This window comes from Gloeocapsa sp. PCC 7428, assembly GCF_000317555.1.
In the GTDB taxonomy this organism is placed as follows: domain Bacteria; phylum Cyanobacteriota; class Cyanobacteriia; order Cyanobacteriales; family Chroococcidiopsidaceae; genus Chroogloeocystis.
In genome coordinates this window covers 3,814,507-3,835,918 of the sequence record NC_019745.1, presented here as the reverse complement: position 1 = coordinate 3,835,918, position 21,412 = coordinate 3,814,507, and the positions used below count along the sequence as shown (strand labels likewise).

At 44.2% G+C, this 21,412-nt stretch carries 21 protein-coding genes; 7 read left to right on the top strand and 14 right to left on the bottom strand.

The annotated features are described in order from the left end of the window. Positions 1–341: 341 nt before the first annotated feature. Positions 342–887: an NADPH-dependent FMN reductase gene (locus GLO7428_RS17085; RefSeq protein WP_015189823.1), complete on the top strand. Its 546-nt coding sequence runs from the start codon at positions 342–344 to the stop codon at positions 885–887. 383 nt (positions 888–1,270) lie between these two features. Further along, complete coding sequence (locus GLO7428_RS17080; RefSeq protein WP_041918673.1) at positions 1,271–1,867, top strand: Crp/Fnr family transcriptional regulator; 597 nt, start codon at positions 1,271–1,273, stop codon at positions 1,865–1,867. 67 nt (positions 1,868–1,934) lie between these two features. Here the strand turns inward: GLO7428_RS17080 and GLO7428_RS17075 are convergent, their stop codons facing one another. The 5 genes from GLO7428_RS17075 to rppA form a co-directional block, all read right to left on the bottom strand. Then, complete coding sequence (locus tag GLO7428_RS17075; protein ID WP_015189821.1) at positions 1,935–3,065, bottom strand: ferrochelatase; 1,131 nt, start codon at positions 3,063–3,065, stop codon at positions 1,935–1,937. A gap of 143 nt (positions 3,066–3,208) precedes the next feature. Continuing rightward, positions 3,209–4,603, bottom strand: a complete 1,395-nt coding sequence (gene mgtE / locus GLO7428_RS17070) for a magnesium transporter (protein WP_015189820.1) — start codon at positions 4,601–4,603, stop codon at positions 3,209–3,211. Positions 4,604–5,028: 425 nt separating this feature from the next. Next, positions 5,029–5,322, bottom strand: a complete 294-nt coding sequence (locus GLO7428_RS17065) for a hypothetical protein (protein ID WP_015189819.1) — start codon at positions 5,320–5,322, stop codon at positions 5,029–5,031. A gap of 34 nt (positions 5,323–5,356) precedes the next feature. Beyond that, entirely contained in the window at positions 5,357–6,634 is a 1,278-nt protein-coding gene (locus GLO7428_RS17060) for a cell wall metabolism sensor histidine kinase WalK (RefSeq protein ID WP_015189818.1), read from the bottom strand. Between the two features lie 68 nt (positions 6,635–6,702). Further along, positions 6,703–7,422 carry a two-component system response regulator RppA gene (gene rppA / locus GLO7428_RS17055; protein ID WP_015189817.1) on the bottom strand — a complete coding sequence of 240 codons (720 nt, stop codon included), beginning with the start codon at positions 7,420–7,422 and terminating at the stop codon, positions 6,703–6,705. 90 nt (positions 7,423–7,512) lie between these two features. Here rppA and GLO7428_RS17050 point away from each other — a divergent pair, with 90 nt between their 5' ends. Both GLO7428_RS17050 and GLO7428_RS17045 read left to right on the top strand, forming a co-directional pair. Beyond that, positions 7,513–7,914: a hypothetical protein gene (locus GLO7428_RS17050; protein WP_015189816.1), complete on the top strand. Its 402-nt coding sequence runs from the start codon at positions 7,513–7,515 to the stop codon at positions 7,912–7,914. Positions 7,915–8,012: 98 nt separating this feature from the next. Further along, a complete protein-coding gene (locus GLO7428_RS17045; protein ID WP_015189815.1) occupies positions 8,013–9,407 on the top strand; it encodes a glycoside hydrolase 100 family protein in 1,395 nt (464 codons plus the stop codon). A gap of 56 nt (positions 9,408–9,463) precedes the next feature. Here the strand turns inward: GLO7428_RS17045 and GLO7428_RS17040 are convergent, their stop codons facing one another. Next, positions 9,464–9,799 (bottom strand): J domain-containing protein, encoded by a 336-nt coding sequence (locus GLO7428_RS17040; RefSeq protein ID WP_015189814.1) that lies wholly within the window; start codon positions 9,797–9,799, stop codon positions 9,464–9,466. 56 nt (positions 9,800–9,855) lie between these two features. Here GLO7428_RS17040 and GLO7428_RS17035 point away from each other — a divergent pair, with 56 nt between their 5' ends. Beyond that, positions 9,856–10,944, top strand: a complete 1,089-nt coding sequence (locus GLO7428_RS17035) for a tocopherol cyclase family protein (RefSeq protein ID WP_015189813.1) — start codon at positions 9,856–9,858, stop codon at positions 10,942–10,944. A 113-nt stretch (positions 10,945–11,057) separates the two neighbouring features. On the opposite strand, the gene GLO7428_RS26110 is transcribed toward GLO7428_RS17035, so the two are convergent. Next, positions 11,058–11,783, bottom strand: coding sequence for a hypothetical protein (locus GLO7428_RS26110; RefSeq protein ID WP_015189812.1), 726 nt, complete (start codon positions 11,781–11,783; stop codon positions 11,058–11,060). A gap of 746 nt (positions 11,784–12,529) precedes the next feature. On the opposite strand from GLO7428_RS26110, the gene GLO7428_RS17025 reads away from it, so the two are divergent. Then, complete coding sequence (locus GLO7428_RS17025; RefSeq protein WP_196797382.1) at positions 12,530–13,147, top strand: YdcF family protein; 618 nt, start codon at positions 12,530–12,532, stop codon at positions 13,145–13,147. A gap of 88 nt (positions 13,148–13,235) precedes the next feature. Here GLO7428_RS17025 and GLO7428_RS17020 read toward each other — a convergent pair whose 3' ends face one another. The 6 genes from GLO7428_RS17020 to plsX form a co-directional block, all read right to left on the bottom strand. Then, positions 13,236–13,523 carry a DUF2288 domain-containing protein gene (locus GLO7428_RS17020; protein ID WP_015189810.1) on the bottom strand — a complete coding sequence of 96 codons (288 nt, stop codon included), beginning with the start codon at positions 13,521–13,523 and terminating at the stop codon, positions 13,236–13,238. Positions 13,524–13,636: 113 nt separating this feature from the next. Beyond that, positions 13,637–14,674, bottom strand: a complete 1,038-nt coding sequence (locus tag GLO7428_RS17015; protein WP_015189809.1) for an AI-2E family transporter — start codon at positions 14,672–14,674, stop codon at positions 13,637–13,639. Between the two features lie 32 nt (positions 14,675–14,706). Continuing rightward, on the bottom strand, positions 14,707–15,345 hold the full coding sequence (locus GLO7428_RS17010; RefSeq protein WP_015189808.1) for a 1-acyl-sn-glycerol-3-phosphate acyltransferase: 639 nt from the start codon (positions 15,343–15,345) through the stop codon (positions 14,707–14,709). A gap of 182 nt (positions 15,346–15,527) precedes the next feature. Continuing rightward, positions 15,528–16,409 (bottom strand): ACP S-malonyltransferase, encoded by an 882-nt coding sequence (fabD, locus tag GLO7428_RS17005; protein WP_015189807.1) that lies wholly within the window; start codon positions 16,407–16,409, stop codon positions 15,528–15,530. Between the two features lie 23 nt (positions 16,410–16,432). Beyond that, positions 16,433–17,428, bottom strand: a complete 996-nt coding sequence (locus GLO7428_RS17000; protein WP_015189806.1) for a beta-ketoacyl-ACP synthase III — start codon at positions 17,426–17,428, stop codon at positions 16,433–16,435. 104 nt (positions 17,429–17,532) lie between these two features. Further along, positions 17,533–18,579 carry a phosphate acyltransferase PlsX gene (gene plsX / locus GLO7428_RS16995; protein ID WP_015189805.1) on the bottom strand — a complete coding sequence of 349 codons (1,047 nt, stop codon included), beginning with the start codon at positions 18,577–18,579 and terminating at the stop codon, positions 17,533–17,535. A 288-nt stretch (positions 18,580–18,867) separates the two neighbouring features. Here plsX and GLO7428_RS16990 point away from each other — a divergent pair, with 288 nt between their 5' ends. Then, the gene (locus GLO7428_RS16990; protein ID WP_015189804.1) at positions 18,868–20,178 is read left to right on the top strand and encodes a D-alanyl-D-alanine carboxypeptidase; all 1,311 of its coding nucleotides are present in this window, start codon (positions 18,868–18,870) and stop codon (positions 20,176–20,178) included. Between the two features lie 52 nt (positions 20,179–20,230). Here GLO7428_RS16990 and lptC read toward each other — a convergent pair whose 3' ends face one another. Next, positions 20,231–21,391 (bottom strand): LPS export ABC transporter periplasmic protein LptC, encoded by a 1,161-nt coding sequence (gene lptC / locus GLO7428_RS16985; RefSeq protein WP_015189803.1) that lies wholly within the window; start codon positions 21,389–21,391, stop codon positions 20,231–20,233. Positions 21,392–21,412 lie beyond the last annotated feature (21 nt).

Sequence of the window (21,412 nt, the reverse complement as noted above, 5' to 3'; positions counted from 1 at the left end):
CTTGCATCTGAGCGTTCTGCCTGAGCGTGAATAAAAACTTACAATTTATCTTGCCAAGATCTAGTTTAGCCTTCCCACCACTACCTCTAGTATTACCGATACTTCAAGTTCTTTTGCTGGCAAAACTTCGGGTTTGACACAATGTCAGCATATTGACTATAATTAAGTCATACTCATTACGACTACGCTTTTCTGTAACTGCAACTAATTATTTAGTCGCTACGAGAAGCACATAAGTTGCATACATAGAGTACTTTGCTCCACAACGAGATTGGATAACCGTAATTCAGAATTGTTGAGAATAATTAATGTTTAAGTAGATTCCCTCAAGGAGCAACTCGATGGTAAAAATTGTAGGAATTGGTGGTAGTTTAAGACCAGACTCTTATAGCCAAAGTGCTTTAAGACTAGTAGCAAAGCGCGTAGAAGCTTTGGGAGCAGAAGTAGAAATTCTTGATCTTAGGCAAATGGAATTACCATTTTGTAACGGAGAAGATAGCTATCCCGATTATCCTGATGTAGTCAAACTACAAAATACGGTTAAGCAAGCCGACGGCTTAATTTTGGCAACTCCAGAGTATCACGGAAGTGTGAGTGGTGTCTTAAAAAATGCTCTAGATTTGATGAGTTTTGAGCAGCTAGATGGTAAGGTTGTCGGGCTAATCAGCGTATTGGGAGGTCAATCTAATAGTAATGCTTTGAACGATTTACGCGTCATTATGCGTTGGGTACACGCGTGGGTAATTCCCGAACAAGTTGCGATCGGACAAGCGTGGAAGGCTTTCGGTTCTGACGGCAAAATTTTGGACGAAAAAATTTCTCAACGTTTCGATCAATTCGCTCAAAGTTTAGTAGAAAATACGCGTAAGCTGCAAGGCGTTGCATAGTATCAGGATTCGTAATTCGTAATTGTTATACGTTTAGGAACTTGAGAATTAATTGAATTACCAATTAGACGGTAATTATTACTTCATTGATAAGTGTGAGCCTTAAAACCTAAATCAATTCATTACGAATTACGAGTTATTCAATTGTGAATAAATTGCTTACTAGGTTCTCTGAGAGTTTTTTTGAGATAAAACTTTTTCATGTAAGCTTTCAATTATACTATATCTATTGTATATTTTGCAACCGTATTTTTAGGGTTTATCTTGAGAAATTCTAGGATTTCATCAAAAGATTTCCGTGAAACTACTATTGCTTGTCGATATTAAGTGCAATAGCGTGCTTATATAGTGTACTAACCTGTAACTTTTTGCAGTAAGAGAGTATGGCAATGCCCGACGCAGGTTCAGCGCCTTTTCTGCCCCTACAGAAGTACAGGTTTCGTCGCAGAAAACAAATTCCACTTCAAACAGACATTCTCTGGAGAATTGAACGCGGTGCTGTACGTACATCTACTTGGACGGCAGATGGAACATTAATCGTCTTAGGTTATTGGAAACCTGGTGAAATCGTAGGCAAAGCAATATCGCGTATTCAGCCTCTTCAAATCGAATGCTTAACTGATGTAGAGTGTACCAGCGTGCCGTCTAATTTATGGGATGGCATATTGAATGATATCGTACGGCAGATGCAACAAACCGATGAATTAATCTGCATCATCCGCAGAGAATCAGTTGTGTTAAGGCTGTGGGAGTTTCTTGTTTGGCTAGACAAAAAGTTTGGTTGTGATGTTAAGCAGGGGCGGCTATTAGATTTACCCATTACTCATCAGGATATAGCCGATACGATTGGCTCGACACGGGTGACAGTGACGCGAATGCTGCAACAATTAGCAATAGAAGGGAAAATACTGCGTCAAGGATGGAGCATTATTATTACTGAGCCTCGTTTATTAGAGATTGATGAGAATAAAGCTTGGTAGATAAATTATGCCTTGTGGGGGTAAGGCAGTGCTTTGTGGGGGTAAGGCAGTGCCTTACCCGTACTTTTTAGTGGTGATGATGGTGGTGATGGTGGTGATGCGCCTGCGCTGCTGCTAAGTTAGGGTTAATGGCGATCGCTTGTTCTGAGAGTAAAGCAGCAATTTGAGGGTTAGCCCACTCGGCTGCCATTTTTAGAAAGTCTGGATGGTCATTCACACAGGGCATTTGCACATAAGTAACATCTTTATGCTGGCGCTGTAGTGCATGAATGATATGATCGACATCGAGTAAAGTTTCATGATTCTCGGTAGCAAAGCCAATTGGCATAAATACAATTGCTTTAGCACCAAGTTCGATCAAGTTTTTTGCAGCTTGTGTGGCGTTGGGCTGTGTCCATTCGATCAGCGGCGTGTCATGATTCAGCCAGCCAACAGAAATCAGCGGATAGCGGTAGATTAATTGTTCTCTTACCTGTTCGTACAGTGCTTCACTTTCTGTAATTCCAGAGGTGAATCCTTTGGCTTTATGCGGACAGCCGTGATTCATTAACACGATGCCAATTTGTGAAGGTAAGTAAGCTGCGGCTAAATCAGTCGCAATCTTTTCTTCAACAAGACGCGCCATTAAATCAATATAGGCAGGTTCATTATAGAAAGAAGGAATATAGCGTTGTCCTTTCACCCAATGTTCGTCACCGTCTGCAAGCTTTGCTAACGCTTTGTTAACTTGCTCAACCGCGATTCCACTCGTGAAGATTGAATCGACAACGAGTAGCGGGTAAATAAGAATTTTGTCAAAACCTTGATCTTTAATGTCTGTTAAGACTTGTTCAGGGAGAAACGGCGCGCAGAAGTTAAATGCTTTGAATACTTGAATGCGATCGCCCCACTGTTGTTGTAAGTGCTGTTCAATTCCGGCGCGTTGCTGCTCAAAAATAGCATTGTGGGGTGAAATGAAGTGATCGTGTTGATGACCCCATTCATGTCGGTCAAATAGCGCCAGTACTTTCGCTAAAGGCGGATAAATCCACGTTGGTACTGGAGCGAATTTAGCTGTTAGTAGATTTAAAGCTTGTTCGTTATAGTTAGCAAAATCTTCGTAACTTTCGACTTCGCCGTAGCCCATCAGCAAGACGGCAACTCGGTCGTTGCTAGAATGGGCAAATGCTTGTTGCTGTTTTTCGGGGATGGCAACCAATTTACATTCCTCAAATACGTAATTTCGGTAATGTAGGTACTTGAAGCGCCCAACGATGCCGCATATAGCCCACAAAGTACCGACACTATACTTAGGTTAACATCCCCACAGGGGGCATAACAGTGTTCTGCACGAAGTCAGCTTTACAATCCGAGAATTAATCGTGCTGTCCACAAGTAAATTAAAACTCCTAAGACGTCAACCGCAGTTGTAATAAATGGTGCTGACATTAAAGCGGGATCGAGTTTGAGCGAACGAAACAAAAACGGTAACGCTGAACCGGCGAAAGAAGCCAAAATCGCGATCGCAAACAAACTCACTCCGACAGCGATCGCCACCGCAAGATTACCCTGAAGAAAATAAGCCCATACGGTGACGACAACCGCTAGCATAACGCCCAAAACTACCCCAGCAAGTGTTTCTCGCGATATGACTCTCAGGAATTTATTAGGTTGTACTTCGTTGGTACTTAACCCGCGAATAACTACCGTAGAAGACTGCGATCCTACATTACCCCCAGTATCAATCAACAACGGAATAAATGCGGCTAGTGCGACAACTTGCTCAAGGACTTCTTCTTCGTTTTGAATCACTACCGCTGTCGCTGTATTTGTAATTAAGAGAACGAATAACCAAACGACGCGTTTGCGCGCGACAGTAAATAAATTGGTTTGAAAATAATTACCGCCACCTGATTGAACGCCACCCAGCGTATAAATGTCTTCGGTTGTTTCTTGCTCTAAAATATCAATAACATCATCAACCGTTACAATCCCGACTAAACGCCGTTCAGCATCGACGACGGGGACTGCTAAGAAATCATAATCTTTGATAATGCGTGCAACTTCTTCTTGATCGGTTTCGGTATAAACGTACACGACATCCCGCGTCATTACCTCACCAATTGTTTGATGGGGTTGGGCTGTTACTAAGTCTCTTAATGATAAGATTCCAACAAGTCGTCGTGCTGCATCGGAAACGTATAAGTAGTAGATTGTTTCGGTAACATTGGCAACACTGCGAATGCGCTCTAGTGCTTGAGCAACGGTCATACCCTCTTTGAGAGAAATATACTCTGGAGTCATGATGCGCCCAGCAGTATCAGGCTTATAGCCCAAAAGTAAAGAAGTTGCTTGGCGTTCTTCAGGACTTAGTTGCGTTAGCAGTCGCCGGACAATTTTTGCGGGTAATTCATCAAACAAACGCGCGCGATCGTCAGGCGACATTTTATCAACAATATCTAAAACATCTTGATGTTTGAATTCCTCAATTAGCTTTTGTTGAATAACAGGATCGAGATATTCATAAACTTCGATCGCCTCATCTTTAGATAGCAACCGAAATGCGATCGCCTGCATCGCTTCTGGTAGCCCTTCAATCGCTTCAGCAATATCTACAGGTTGTACGGGTACGAGTAAAGCTTTCGCACCTTGAAAGTTTTGTTGTTCAAGTAGTGCTTGCAACTGCATTTGTACAAGGTGGCGCAGTTCTTCCCGCGATACAGCTTGAGGGAGATTAGCATTGTAGTCTTCAGTCAAGGTGAACCTCCTGATAATACTATTAGCTTTAAAGTTTGTACGTATAGGACAGCAGAGGAGCAGGGGTACAAGGTTGCAGGGGAGAGTAGAGAATTATGAAATTCAGCTTGCACAAGCACAAAGCTTCTGTCTTTACGAAACTGAAAAGACATAACTTAAAAGCAAGAAATGAGTACAGCTTTTCTTGAATTCTTAGTCTTTTTTTCTTAACCTTCGCATAACAATGATATCTTGATTCATATCACTAACTTCCTTTACTAATGACTCAATAGCGGGTTTTCTAGAATATCAAATTGCATCAGTAATAGAATAACAACTATAGCAGTCCTAATTCATTTGCGAATACCTCCCTTTCTTCTTCTCTCTGCGTTCTCTGCGTCTCTGTGGTTCGTTAAAAACCAGTTTTCATAACTCAAATAGGATCGCTATATATAAACCGTAGAGGCTATCAAGCCAATGAGTAGCTCTTTTTTGAAGTTCCGTTTTGACTGACTGAGAACATCTGTAGCCCCGAATTGCATCAACAAAAAGCCTGCGACATTAGAAACCCAGTAGCCTGCTATTGAAAAAGGTAAAAATAAATTTGCATGAAATAAACTAAAAATATAACCAATAAAGTAGGCAATTGGTAAATTAAAAAATAAATCATTCCACCACGATAGTGGTGACAGTATATATCCCAAAATGAAAACTAAGCTGCCTCTAAGCTTATTCAACATTAACAACGATCCTTGTGACAAGAAAATGACAGGTTCAGCAGGGTTTAAGCGGTAATTTGATTGTAAAAGTAGATCCTTGAGTGTAGGTACTACTAACACTAATTTGCCCGTCATGCGCTTCTACAAGTTGCTGCGCGATCGCAAGTCCCAAACCAAATCCACCGTTTTTCCTAGCACGTTCGGTATCAACACGATAAAACCGTTCAAAAACGTGCGGTAAATCTGCCGCAGGAATACCAATACCGCTATCTTCAACTTCAATAACCGCCCACCGCGATTGAGTAGTCAGACGTAACTGAATGCCGCCTGCCGGAGTATACTTGAAGGCATTATCGAGTAAGTTCATAACAGCCTGCTGAATCAAACTTGCATCGGCGAGTACTTTAACTGAATACGGTGGTAAATCGACCGTAAAGCTCTGTTTTTCTGCGTTGTGTTCTATTTGATGGTGTGCTAATTCTTGTAGCAGTTGAGTTAGGTCAATTTCTTGCAAGGCTTCGGGTGCAATTGCTCCTTGCTGTCGAGCCAGTAATAATAAATTACTGACTAAGCTACTCATTGATTTGGCAACTTCTACAATTTTCTCTAGACGCAAACGTTGCTGATCGGGATCGCTTGAAAGTAGCCCGACTTGTGCATTGCTTAAAATCGCGGCTAGGGGTGTGCGTAACTCATGTGAAGCATCAGCCGTAAAGCGCTGTAATTGGAAGTAAGCCTGACGAATTGGCTGCATTGCTAGTCCTCCCAAAAACCAACCTGTGAGTGCAATGATAAATATTGTGATTGGTACTGCTAACGCCAAAAACAACCGTAGCTGACTCAGCGAATCTTGGGCTGCGGCTAAAGGCGTTGCAATTTGCAGATAGCCAATGACTGTCCCATTTTTCTCAACGGCTAATGTGACTTGACGCAGCCAGGGCTGATACAGTGTTTGCGGTGCTAAGTAGTCAGTGTCTTTGATCGTGTGAAAACCGATCGCGGTTGTGAGTTGCGGTGGTGGAGGTGTGCCAAAAAAACGGACAATTTGCCTTTGCGAGTTATACCATCGAGCATAAACTAACTCGGTATCCGCAGGTAAGGGACTATTTCCTAACCAAGGGACATTTTCTAAATCAACACGTCGCTGTCCTTGTTCAAAACGATAATCAACATTAGCCGCGATCGCGCGCGTTTTTTTGTAAAGTAGGCGATCGACAATTTCAAGTTCGTCTTCGACTTCCTGATAATAAACAACCGCAGCGAAGATGACGAGAATACTCCCCATCGAAAGCGTAAACCACCGCGCTAAATTTCGACGACTGCGATTGAACATGACTAGAAATCAGGGGTCGGGGATCAGGACTCAGGGTTGTGTTTTTATTATTCACTTGCGCTTAACGACTAGTCACTCACCCCTAGCCGTTCACTTCTCAATCCTCGTTCCTCTTCTTCGGGTGGATTCAGACGATATCCCATACCATAAATTGTCTCAATCCACTCGGCTGCATTAATAGTTTGTAACCTTTGGCGAAGGCGGCGAACTAAAGTTGTTACCGCGTTGCTTTCAGGTTCAGTACCCCATTCCCATAACGCTTCTTCGATTTGATCGCGGGTGAGTACCTGACGCGGATGACGAAAGAAGTATTCTAATAGCTGAAATTCCCGCGTAGATAGTTGCACAATTGTATTATTTCGTTCGACAGCAAGACTATTGAGGTGCAATTGAAGATCTGCCATGCGCAATGTATCGCCTTGCCACAGCGGCGATCGCCTGCCTAAAGCCCGAACTCGCGCTAAAAGTTCCACAATGTCTGTCGGCTTGACTAAGTAATCATCTGCGCCTGCATCTAAACCTGTAACTTTATCGGCTGTAGTATCTTTTGCTGTTAACATCAACACAGGAGCCGTTTTACCCGCTTGGCGAAATTGCTGACATAAACTCAAGCCGCTAACGCGTGGTAGTAGCCAGTCTAAGATAAGTAAATCGTATTCTTTTTGCGATAATAACCACTGCGCAGTTTCGCCATCATCAACACCATCGACAATATGTCCGGCTTGCGACAAAGCAGCGTAAAGCGGTTCTAATTGCGCGGGGTCGTCTTCTACGAGTAAGATTCTCATACAGCGCGATCGCCTACGAATGATGCCCATAGTAGAAAAGCTACGCTCCAGCGCACTTCTGCCATCGGAAAGATCCCCCCAGCCTCCCTTATGCGCCGCCGTATTATTTCACTTCGCTCCTTAAGAGCATTGTATTCACTGGGGCTAGAGTTTTGGCTAGCTCTACCGCTACTTGGATGTGCTTTCTGGTTTGCCACGAGTGCGCTAACAGATCATGTACTAAGTCGTCCCTATGGTACAACGACTCAACTCGAAGCCGATACTCAACTTGAAGTTCATCTTTCGGTCACGGTAGTTGTGATCCAAGCAGAAATCAATCAGCAGCAAGGTTTTACTAAAGTCGAAGTCTTGACGAAAGATTCTGTCTTGAAAAAATTAGATTTCATCTTTCCCGTTACTGACTTTAATCAAATCGAAACGACGATCGCTCAAGAACTTGGACTCTCACGCGAAAATGTGCGGAGATTAGTGCGCTACCAAGTCAAAACTTAGACAAGGATTTAGTGCTTTTACGACTAAGTGAAGATGATTTACCTCGACTGAACAAGATAAAAGATATCAGTTCACACTTATCATATTGTTCTAAAAAGATGACAGCCAGCGACATTAGCCATGAATTAATGCAAGAGGCAAGAGAGTTATTAGATAAATCACTTCTGTATTATCAAGGGCGTCCAGTTGGTACAATTGCAGCAAACGATCCTGAGATGGAAGCACTCAATTATGACCAGTGCTTTGTACGCGATTTTGTTGTTTCAGCGATCGCTTTCTTAACTGAAGGACAATTTGAGATTGTGCGTGATTTTTTACTGGTGACGCTCAAACTCCAAAGTCATGAAAAGCAAATGGACTGTTTTAGTCCTGGACCTGGGTTAATGCCTGCGAGTTTTAAAGTAGAACACATTGATGGTGAAGAACGCTTGGTTGCTGATTTTGGCGAACACGCGATCGCCCGCGTCCCTCCAGTCGATTGCTGTTTGTGGTGGATCGTGTTGTTACGTGCGTATGTTAAAGCAACCGGAGATCTAGCGCTAGCGCATCAAGCCGATTTTCAAGAAGGAATTAAACTTATTCTCGACTTATGTTTGGTACATCGCTTTGCTATGTACCCAACGATGCTAGTTCCCGATGGCGCTTTTATGATTGACCGACGCATGGGTGTTTACGGTCATCCTTTAGAAATTCAAGTTCTATTTTATGCAGCTTTACGCGCAGCAAAAGAGTTACTTTTACCAGATAACAATGGCGACGAATACCTTAATGCTGTGAAACACCGCTTAGGAAGCTTGGGCTATCACGTACGCGAATATTATTGGTTAAATTTACAACGGTTGAATGAAATTTATCGCTTTTCTGGTGAGGAATTTGGTCAAGAAATTGCTAATAAATTTAACATTTATGCTGACTCTATTCCACCTTGGTTAACCGAATGGTTGCCAGAAAACGGCGGTTATTTAGCAGGAAATTTAGGACCTGGTAGGATGGATTTTCGCTTTTTTGCCTTGGGAAATTTGATGGCAATTTTAATTTCACTAGCCAGCGAAGAAGAATCACAACAAATCATGAATTTAATTGAAGCACGTTGGCACGATTTAGTGGGATATATGCCGGTGAAAATCTGCTTTCCAGCGGTCGAAGGTGCCGACTGGCGCATTATTACTGGATGCGATCCCAAAAATAGACCGTGGTCGTATCACAACGGCGGCAATTGGCCTATTCTACTATGGATGTTAACTGCGGCAGCGATCAAAACAAATCGCCAAGAACTTGCCCAAAAAGCGATCGCGATCGCAGAGGAACGTTTAGGGAAAGATCGATGGCCCGAATATTACGATGGAAAAAATGGGCGACTAATTGGTAAAGAATCAAGAAGATATCAAACTTGGAGTATTGCTGGATATTTAGCAGCAAAAGATCTCCTGGCTAATCCAGCAAACCTAAAACTTATCAGCTTTGATGAAAATCCTGAATTTATATCGTGTTGAATAATTAATACTAATATTATTAAGCACGTAACTTAGTACGCTTCTACAAAAATCAACTATTGATAACTACTAAGTACAACTAAAATAAACCATGAAAGTGTCCATGAAAATATGATGATTTTATAGTATATTTCTCGGTCTAAAGAACCGCCTGCATTACCTTGTCCTAAACAATGTTGATGGTCAGCAAGAGTTTGACATGATTTAACAATTGCATAGGCTTCGTTAATAATTTTGATTTTCTCTTGGGCTTGTTGCTGTAGTTGCGGATGATGCGGAAAGCGATCTGGATGCCAAGCCATCACTAAGCTTCGGTAAGCCTGCTTGATCTTAGCAAGCGACACACCAGGTTTCAAACCGAGAATTTCGTAGTATTGACCGATGTTGTTCATTTCAACTCCAATGCAGGCAATCGCGCATACTGGTAAAGGATTAGCTTGTTGCTTTTATGCTTAGTATTCCCAACAATTTTCTGAACTCAACGCAAACACCCCACAGTGGCTACCATTGGGACGGTAGCGATCGCCGTTTTTTTGAAGGTTGGTATTATCGCGTCACTTTACCTGATTGCGGTCAGACGTTTGCTTTCATGTACTCAATTGAAGACCCGATCGGAGGTAAACCTTACAGTGGCGGTGCAGCGCAAATTCTTGGTCCTGACGATGAATATCTCTGGCGGACTTTCCCCGATGTCAAAGGTTTTTGGGCAAATCCAGCCAAACTCGAATTAGGTCATTGGGGTAAAACAGATTTACGCACGCAGCCGAATTTATTACTTCCCGCTGAATTTGACCATTATGTTAAAGAAGGCTACCAAGCCACAGCCACACTTAATCAAGGAATTTTGCACGATCCTGCGACTGGATATTGTCGCTGGCAGTATGAAATTCAGCCAATCTATGGCTGGGGAGATAAAGGCGAACCGCAACAATCAACCGCTGGTTTTTTGTCATCTTTGCCCATCTTTGAACCTGGGTGGCAAATTTTAATGGCACACGGGTTAGCCTCTGGTTGGATCGATTGGAATGGAAAGCGCTACGAATTTACCAATGCGCCCGCGTATGGAGAAAAAAACTGGGGTGGTGCTTTTCCCAAAAAGTGGTTTTGGGTGAATTGCAATTGTTTTGAAGGCGAACCTGACTTAGCTTTAACTGCTGGTGGCGGTAGACGGGGCGTGTTGTGGTGGATGGAATCGGTGGCGATGATTGGCGTTCACTATCAAGGTAAGTTTTACGAATTTGTTCCCTGGAACTCGCAAGTTTCTTGGCAAATACAACCTTGGGGTAGTTGGCAAATGCAAGCGACAAATTCTGAATACGAGGTGACTATCACGGGAACTACCGATTTGCCTGGAACTCCCTTACGCGCGCCGACAGAAAACGGTTTGATTTTCGCGTGTAAAGATACGATGCGGGGTGAGGTGCGCTTAGAAGTGCGATCGCGTTATTCCCAGCAATCAATTATTACTGCATATAGTTCGCTGTGCGGTTTAGAAACAGGTGGCGGTTCTTGGGGTACAACTTGGTATTCAAACTAGAGTCAATGTTGGAGTTGTTCAAAAAAAAAGTCCGCGTCACAGCGGACTTTTCCTCTAGAAGGGGAAGGGGATGTGGGGGACTCTTAATTTCTGTTGCAACTTGAGCACAGAAATTACAGCGGCTGACCGCAAGCTTGCTGGGCTTGAATTCTTTCTCTAGTCGCTCCTCCACTGGGGCTTGCCATAGGAATAGGTTCACAAGCTACAGTCCCAGAACTACTTGGGTTAGTAGTCGCTGCGTCTGGAGTTGGGTTCGTAGAACTATCGGGGGTTGTTGTCGAATCTTCCGATTCAGGCGTCGTACCAGTATCCGGCGCTGTTGTGCCATCGGGTGCAGGAGGCGTGACCGAACCCTCAGGAGATGTTATCGAATCTTCCGATTCAGGCGTCGTACCAGCATCCGGCGTTGTTGTGCCATCAGGAGTTGTTATCGAATCTTCCGATTCAGGCGTTGTACCAGCATCCGGCGCTGTTGTGCCATCAGGAGTTGTTATCGAATCTTCCGATTCAGGCGTTGTACCAGCATCCGGCGTTGTTGTGCCATCGGGGGCGGGAATTGTCGAACCATCAGACTCAGGAGTCGTACCAGTATCGGGAGTTGTTGGGGTGCCTGGTACAGGAGGGGTTATAGAACCATCAGGACTGGGAGTCGTGCTGCCAGGGTTAGGGCTTGTACCAGTGCCAGGAGGAGTTGTGGAGGCATCCGGTGCAGGAATTGTGGTCGGTGTTTCTTCCAACTGAGCCTGCAACATCAGTTCTTTTGGTCTTGCTTCTACCGCGACACTGCTTGCTATCAAAAAAGCAAGAGCAGAACTACCTGTCAAAAGTTGCTTGAGCATTTCGGTTGTCTCCCTAGTATTTGCCTGCCTTGCCAGAAATTAGGAATTACTGCTTAGCACGGCACCTCTAAGTTGGATCAATTCCTAGTACCTTAATGCACTTTGCCAATTCTGCATACCGAAGGTTTTTGGCAAACTATTAAGTAGCAATAGACACTAGCAACGATCTAAAGCTTGAGTAGCTTTTCCAGTTTGCTGCAACTGCTGAGTTAATTTACTTACTAACTTTTTGTATTAAAATATGCATTTTTGTCAAAAAAACCTTAAGGAAAGATTAGAAAAACAAATGATTTATACCTACTATTGATAAAAGTTTTCTTAGTAGTTGGTTACGACTATAATGGTTAAAAAAATGGGGCTGTAGCTCAGCAGGATAGAGCGAGCGCCTCCTGATATATCGGGCATCGTAAGGGAAACCTTATGTATGAATGCGGTCAAAATCGGTGAATCCTAAAGAGCTAGCTGACGATAAATGCCTAGATTAGTTTAGGTTATAGTCGTTGGAATCTATGGAAATACCGAGCCAAGCCCAATGCTAGATTTGCGGTTTTAGCTTTGAGGTTGATCTCAATCTAAAATTAAGAATCGAACAAGGGAAGGTGTAGAGACTAGACGATCGCCACCTAAGAGCTTTTCAGCTTATGGTGAAGGTATAGTCCAGAGAGTGAGGAAACTCACACAAATCTGAAGCGCTAGGTCGCCGGTTCGAATCTGGCCAGTCCCGTTACCTGCTAATCTAGATAATCGTGCTGTTGAGTAAAAATAGCTATTTGAGAAAGCAACGTTATTCGTCCTTGAACAGACGTAAATCGAAAAGCAGGTTGTTTCAATATCTCATGCTAGTTCTACCACTGATTCTTTTGTGGGGTTACAAAGAAATCAAAAGCCAGTTAGAGCCACCGCAAGCCATATTGGTACTTGGTGGTTCTACGAAACGCGAGAAATTTGCCGCACAATTCGCGCGAAAACATCCCGATATTCCCATTTGGGTTTCTGGAGGAACGCCAAAAGACTATGCAGAAGGTGTATTTACCGATGCAGGAATTGATCTCAGTCGTTTGCATCTAGACTATCGTGCGGTGGATACGGTTACAAACTTCACTACGTTAGTTGATGAGTTTCAATCTCAAGGAATTAACAAAATTTATCTCATTACTTCTGACTATCATATGCGCCGCGCCAGAGTGATCGGCAGTATTGTCTTAGGAAGCCGAGGAATGGAGTTCCAACCAGTACCTGTACCATCCGAGCGATCGCCTGAACCTGTTGAAAAAGTTCTACGTGATGGCGCGAGGGCTTTACTATGGTTAACAACTGGGCGTACTGGTGCTTCACTTCCAAGTTTAGGAAATAGGGAACCGTGAATAGTGAGTTTTGGAGAACGCAAGCGTTACAAGTTATATCATCTACCCTAACTAATTTTTAACCCTGACCTCTGACTCCTGACCTCTGCTATAGTTCTTGGATGAGAACGAAGGGTTGGACAATTAAGCTATTAAATCGCTTTGTGCGATCGCCATTCCAGTCTGATATTTGAGTAACTGAAGGTTTATGAATGAGTTGGTCATCAATCCAGCTTTGCACTGATGCTACATTGTCACTCGCAAGCGCTACTCCCACATCGACTAAATCGAGTTGTTCTGCTACAAAAATTACTGCATCTCGTTGCACATGAGGAATTAACCAATTCCATTCGGCTTCATCTAAACCTTCTGCTAATTCTGCTCTTAAATCTTCCATTATTCAAAAATATGTTGGCATCTATGCTTATTTTACTACTTTAAAAATACTGGTACCTCGTAATAAGTAGAAGTTAGCGATTAACTTTTTCTATTACTAAGTGCTAGTATTTTTTATACTTCTGCTTTCATTTCATCAATCTCGAACAAAGTAACAATGACTCCTGCTAAAGGAATAGCAATAAAAATTCCTAAAATTCCTGCGACTCTTGCTCCTACTAATAAAGCAAAAAAGACGACAACAGGATTAAGATTCAGCGAATCTTGCATCACGCGCGGCGCGATTAAGTTATCTTGAATTTGTTGCAAAATAATACAAGCAGCTAATACTTTTAGAGCTAGCCAAACACTTTGTGATAGAACAATCAGAGTAATAATGCTGACACCTAAAGTCGCTCCTATACCAGGAATAGCATCGAACACTCCTATAATGATCGCTAAGACTAAGGGGAAAGGTACTCCTAACACAACAAAGACTAAAAAGCTAGAAATTGTTAAAAATACCATTAAGAGAAACTGACCTCTAAAAAAGCCTAAAAACTTGCGCTTAATCACTCCTGTCAAACGCGATCGCTGTTGCTTCGGTGCAAATTTTAGAAGTAATCTCCACAGGCGTTCGCCATCAAGTAGCATAAACAAGGCGACAACTGCGATTAAAATCATTGTGACAAGATTCGCCAGAAAAATCTGTAGTGTTGCTAAACTAGAAAAGATGAATCCTAAAGCTTGACTGCGAATTTGTTCTTCGATTCCTTCTAGATTGACTTGTAAGTTACGTTCGCGTAAAAAAGCCTCGGCTTGACCTACTAATGGTGCTAAAGAATTTAAAAAAGCCGTGACACTCTCAATTAATTGTTGACCTTGATATAATACAGCTAAGCCTACAGTAATTGTCAGAGCAGCAATGACAATAAGACTAAGTAAGAAAACAACAACGACAGATAAGCCATGCGGTAAAAAACGTCGCAGCCATTGAACCGGATAGCTAAGTAGAAAAGCTAAGATGGCTGCTGAAGTAAAAATAATAATGACAGTTTGAAAGTAATCTAAAAGTAGAATTGAAGCCCAACCACAAGCAAATAGTAATAAAAAGCGAACAAGAACTGAATTGTTGAGTCGTTCCCAAAAATGTTTTGCTGGTGGTTCGCTCATGAATAAAGCTCAGGAAATACTAAAAATAAATGTTAGCGCCCCAAGTCGTGTAGAGATGCGATCGCATCTGCACATTTTTGCGTTACGGCGAGAAGTTCAGCTTTATCTGTTGAACTTGGTGGAGGTATAACCTGACCAATTCGGACTGTAACAGGTACCGAACGCGGTATTGTCGAGCCTTCTTGCATAATTTTATGCGTTCCCCACAAACTAACGGGTAAAAGTGGTGCGTTTGTTTTAGCTGCAATCAAAGCTGCACCGAGTTTAGGTTCGGTAATTTTGCCATCAGGTGTACGAGTTCCCTGCAAAAAAACACCCGCAGCCCATCCTTCTTCAAGATATTTTACAGCGGCGCGAATCGCACTGCGATCGGCAGAACCGCGTTTAACTGGATAAGCACCATATAACTCAATCGCACGACTGAAAACGGGAATTTGAAATAATTCTTCTTTCGCCATGTAAGCAACTGGTCTGCGCACGCAACATGATAGAATCGGCGGGTCAAAATCACTTGCATGGTTGCTAACGACGACTAATGGTCCTTCCTGGGGAACATTTTCTGCACCATAAACACGTCCTCGAAAGTAAACGCGCAGCATGGGATTAACAACTGACCACTTGAAGGCGTAGTACAGGAGTAGACTAACAAAAGGTTCGCGGCTTCGAGCCATAAAGAGGAGTCAGGGGTCAGAGGTTGGGGGTCAGAGAGTAAAAAAGCAGAGGTGCAGAGGAAGCAGAGGGGCAGAGGAAGCAGAGGGGTAGAGGAAGAATAAAATGAGGGCTAACTCAAAACTCATCACTCAAAACTGGAAACTCACGCACTAGTCACTAGCCACTCAGTTTTAGTTAACTGCTAAGCAGAGAGGTCTGCCGCACTACTAACATTCTTTAAGATTAAGTCAGTGTGGGTACGTTTGATCAAACCAGTTAGCACATTACCAGGACCAATTTCTATAACTTGCTCGATTCCTTCTTGGCGGAAACATTCACAAGTTTCACGCCATCTAACAGCGCCGGTAATTTGACGCCGCAGGCGTTCTTTGATAACTTCACTATCCACAGCGGGAGTTGGTTCGACGTTTGATAGTACGGGAACTTGCGCAGGATTAAAAACAACGGTTCGCAGAACTTCCTCAAATTCAGACGCAGCCGCCGCCATCAAAGGAGAGTGAAACGCGCCTGAAACATTTAAGGGAACCGCACGCTTTGATTTCACTTGCGATAGAACTGCGTTCACGGCGTCAGGAGTTCCTGAAATTACCACCTGCGCGGGGCTGTTGTCGTTTGCTAAGACAACATCGGGAGTTTGTTGAATTTGCGCTTCGAGTTCGTCACGATCAAAGCCGATCAAAGCTGCCATCATCCCACCCGCAGCATTGTCCATCAATTCGGCTCGCCGTTTGACTAAAGTTAAGCCTGCTGCCCAATCATAAACGCCTGCTGCGTAGAGCGCAATGTATTCTCCTAAGCTGTGTCCGGCAACCAGATCGGGGCGTTGACCTTGTTGTTGAATCAAGTCTACGAGCAGACTTTCCACAACGTAAAGACAGGGCTGCGTATAAAGCGTACGCGAGAGTTTATCATCCTCACTTTGACAAACTTCGGTCACTGACCAGCCTAAGATTTCTTCAGCTTGGGCAAATTTCGCTTTAGCTGCGTCGATTTCTAATAAATCGATTCCCATCCCAATTTTTTGGGAACCTTGTCCAGGAAATATCCATGCAGTCTTAGTCATGTTTTTAGCAATTAGCAAGTGGCTTATCTACCCCATGAAAAAATTGCAGCACCCCAAGTTAATCCCGCACCAAAACCAGAAGCCGCAATAATATTGCCATCTTTGATTTTGTCAGCACGTACGGCTTCATCAAGTGCTAAAGGAATTGAAGCGGCTGAAGTATTGCCGTAGTGGGCAAGATTGCTGATGATTTTGTGGTGAGGAATATGCAAGCGATCGGCTACAGCGTCGAGGATACGTTGATTTGCTTGATGTAGCAGCAACCAATCAATTTGGTCTACCTTGAGATTAGCCCGAAACAGCGCTTTATCAATGACCTCTGGAACGCGTTGTACGGCAAAGCGATACACTTCTTTACCGTTCATCGTGATCGGTTGGTAATTGCCTTTAGCAACATCGATATCGTTGACGAGTGGTTGCGGTTGAGGCTGATAGGCAAGGTTGAGGCATCGATTTTGCGTGCCGTCACTTTTAAGTTCAAATCCGAGTAAGCGATCGCTGTTACTCGCTTGCATCACGACTGCACCCGCCCCATCGCCAAATAAAACGCACGTCCGCCGATCTTCCCAATCAACCCAGCGCGAGAGAATGTCTGCCCCAATTAAGAGAATATTTTGATAGACACCTGTGCGGATGTACTGTGCCGCAGTGACCAATCCAAAGACAAAACCCGAACACGCTGCGGTCATATCGAAGGCGACAGCTTGCGTTGCGCCCAAAGCCGCTTGAATTTGACACGCACTACCAAACAAGTCATCCGGAGTTGAAGTTGCCAGAATAATTAAATCGATGTCGGTTGGTGCGATGCCTGCCATTGCGATCGCCTGTAAAGATGCTTGAGTGGCGATCGCTTGCAAAGAATCATTTGCTGTTGCTAAGCGTCGCGAACGAATTCCTGTTCGTGTCGCAATCCATTCATCTGAAGTTTCCACTAACTGCGTGAGTACTTCGTTGCTGAGAGAGTTAGTTGGTACGGCTGAACCACTCCCTGTAATTGCTACCCCAAAATTTTGCAACATTCTTCTCCATAGTTCAGATGCAGGTGTGAGGATTTAGGAGTTAGTGATTAGTGGTTAGTGGCTAGAGGAGTGATTTGTTATCTTCACTTTTCCTCTAGCGCAATTTACCCCCTGACCTCCGACCCCTGATCCTTGACCTCTAGATTTACGCCGCGATTTTGTGACTGAATTCGCTCCAGAACTTGGTTATCAATTGCTTCTTTCGCTAAGCGAATCGCATTGAAGATTGATGGTGCTTGGGAACTGCCGTGACTGATGATGCATACTCCCGCAACACCCAGGAGCAATCCTCCACCGTGTTCGGCGTGGTCAATCCGCTGCTTGATCCGCTTGAGGTTTGACTTGAGTAGGGCGGTGCCAATTTGTCCGTGCAACCCTTGCGGTAGTTCTTCGCGAAGAATTTGAATTGCTACCTCTCCTACAGCCTCAGCAAACTTCAACAGAACATTACCCGCAAAGCCATCACACACAATCACATCAAAACGACCAGAAAGGACATCTCGTCCTTCGGCGTTACCAATGAACGAGATTTGCTTATTCTCTTTTAGCAGTTGGTGAGTTCTTACCGCCAAGTCATTGCCTTTAGATTCTTCCTCACCGATGTTGAGTAGCCCTACTTTTGGTGCTGTAATCCCCAAGACATACTGGCTGTAAACTGTTCCCATCAGCGCGAACTGCTCTAAAAACTTCGGGCGACAATCAACGTTTGCCCCGACATCAAGAATCAGCACTGGCTTACTTGCGATCATCGTCGGCAAAACTGCTCCAATCGCAGGACGGTCAATTCCTCGCAGGCGTCCCAAGCGGAGCAACGCAGCTGCCATCGCGGCTCCTGAGTGACCCGCAGAAACTACCGCATCTGCCTGTTTTTGCTTCACCAAGTCCATTGCTACATTGATCGAAGCCTTAGGCTTGCGTTTGATGGCGCTTAGCGGCTCCTCATGCATTTCTACCGTTCCTTCCGCTGGAATGATAGCAATTTGGTCTAAACGATTTTGATGTGGAACAGCTTTAATTTGCTGGGGATCTCCCACCAATAAAACTTCTACCCCTAATTCTTCCCGTGCGCGCAGTGCGCCAGCAACAATTTCGGTAGGGGCATAATCCCCTCCCATAGCATCAATTGCGATCCGTGCGCGAGTCGCTCCCATTGCTCAAAGTTCTAGAAACCTACAAAATTCTATCAGATTAAACGTTACAGGTTGGAGATTAAAAATCGGACAGATAATTAATATTTGGCTCAGATGCATACTGCCATGGTAATTCAAGCATTTTTGTAAAAACACTTGAAAAGTCGGAGTGATTTTCTCAAGCGCAGTTTTAGCGCAATGCTTCCGCTCATCTAATTGAAACTCTCTACTTGAATTTATCGACACGTAATAGAGTTAGAATCGTCTCCTGAAATTGGGATTGGTATTTATTGGTGAGGCAAGTCAAGAATGCTGCAACTGTTTGGTTCAGGACTCATTTCATTATGGTTAGAAATGGCAGGGGTACAACCTAAACCCGTCGATGTTTTGGATTTTTTTACATTCAATAGCCGTCCTGGGTTAGTTCTAACACCTGATTCTCATCCTTTTGCCGCTGACACGGTACAAGCGTATTTGCAGCAATTAGAAGCTACGGGCTTAGCGAGAAACAATCAGGGAATTTGGTTGCAGTCTGGACCTGTGTTACTTGCCAACAATCAAGGAACTCAACCTTTACCTGCGGCTTCGATTACCAAAGTGGCGACGTCGCTTGCGGCTTTAAAAACATGGGGACCCGATCACCAATTTGAAACGCTCGTTGGCGCAACTGGACCGATCAACAATGGCATTGTGCAAGGAGACTTAGTAATTCAAGGCGGGGGCGATCCATTTTTTGTGTGGGAAGAAGCGATCGCCCTCGGTAATAGTCTCAACCGCATGGGGATCAAGCGAATTACTGGCAACTTAGTGATGAGTGGCAATTTCGCCATGAATTACAAAACCAACCCTTTACAAGCTGGTCAACTGTTACAGCAAGCGATGAACGCAGCAACTTGGTCGCGTGAAGTCACCGTACAATACTTGACAATGCCCCAAGGAACGCCGCGCCCGCAAGTCGCGATCGCAGGTACTGTCCAAGTCGCATCCTTACCCAATCCCAAACAAATCTTGCTCGTGCGTCATCGTTCGTTACCCTTGTCTGAAATTCTCAGGGAAATGAACATTTACAGCAACAATGAAATGTCAGAAATGCTAGCCCAAAATCTTGGAGGCGCGCAGGTAGTACAATCGATAGCAGCAACCACTGCCAAAGTTCCACCGCAAGAAATTCAATTGATCAACGGTTCAGGTTTAGGAGTCGAAAACCGCATTTCGCCAAGAGCCGCGTGTGCGATGTTAATGGCAATTCAGCGCGAGTTACTCCCTGCACAGCTGAGTGTTGCTGATTTATTTCCTGTATCAGGACGCGATCGCCGAGGCACAATGGAAGCGCGACGCATTCCCCAAGCTGCGGTGATTAAAACGGGGACACTACGCGATGTCAGTGCTTTAGCCGGAGTTTTACCCACACGCGATCGCGGTTTAGTTTGGTTTGCCATTATCAATCGCGGAACGAATGTCGAAGGCTTACGCGCAAGACAAGATCAACTATTGCAAAGCTTGTTAAAGCAATGGCAAGTCACCGCTACAGTTCCCGCCGCGATCGCTCCCAGGTTCTCCAACAGCACTCCTATCCCGCTTGGGGCAGCCAGCCGCAACGAGATCTTATACGGAGGCTAGCGTCCACTGTGAGGGCTTGGCACTGCCAAACCCTTCTAGCAATCCCATACCCCTATGGAACAATCTCCGTCACTACCCGACGACCACTACCACTACTACTAACAACCAAACTTTCATTTTGCAGTTTCCCGACAGCTTTATCACCCGTAAAACTAACTGGCGGTTGCGTTTGACGATAGACAACATTACCTTGGGCTTCAACTAACTGCGTCGGAATCGTCCACGTTAGCCTTTGCGAGTTGATCGTTTGACCTTTTTGCCCAGAACCCACAACATCGCCATCAAGATAAGCAATTTGCTGTCGTAAATCCATCCGCCCTCGTCTAGCTGTCATCGTCATTTTTTCTTGATGATGCACGACGCGTACTGGTTGATCTGTCGTAACAGTTTCTGTATTTAAATCCCAAACGGCGGAGTTGCTGGCAACTTGTACAGGTGGATCGACAAGTGCAAGTTGCGCATTTTCTTTCAACGTCGCAATTTTGGTCTTTAAATTGAACTCACCCGAATTTGCCGTCGATCTTGCGGTAATTTTTTTGTCTTGATAGCGATCAATTGCGATCGCGCGATCGGCGATCAATCTTTCTTCTGGAATTAACCAAGTCAATTGTTCCGTGCGCAGTTGCGTAGCAGGTTCCGTTGTGTTAGCAACAACTTTCCCTTGCAGTTCAACGCGCTGTTTGCGGCTAAAAACTCTTGCTTCTTGCGCTACAGCTTGCACCTGTTTATGGCTACCCGTTAACTGGTTGCGGACGATCAACAAATCTTCTTGGGGACGCCACTCTAACTCATTACCGCGCAGTACCAAGCCACTTTTGGGATCTGTCGCTACAATTTGTCCTTTCAGGAATAGCTGTTTTCCATCTTGGTGAACTTCGCCTTCTTGGGCTTGAATTCGATAGACAGGCTTGCCATCTTGAAATAATTCTCCTGTCGGATTTTTGACCTGTGCGACTTGCTGATCTTGACTGTAAGTTGCTTGCGCCGCTTTCACTTTCCAAACCGTTTGTCCTTGTTCGTCTGCTTGTTCTAAATCGACGTTGTTGAAAGTCAACTCAGTGTTAACTTTTTGAACAGTCGTTGTGTCTTGCGAAAGTTTTTGCGCGGTTTGGTTTTGATTTTGGCAGCCCATAGCGATCGCTACCAACACAATTGCCAATAGAGACGCTGTGGCGTTACGGCGAATAGAGAATAAAAGATAGAAACGATTCATATTTCTATCTTCGCTCGTGAT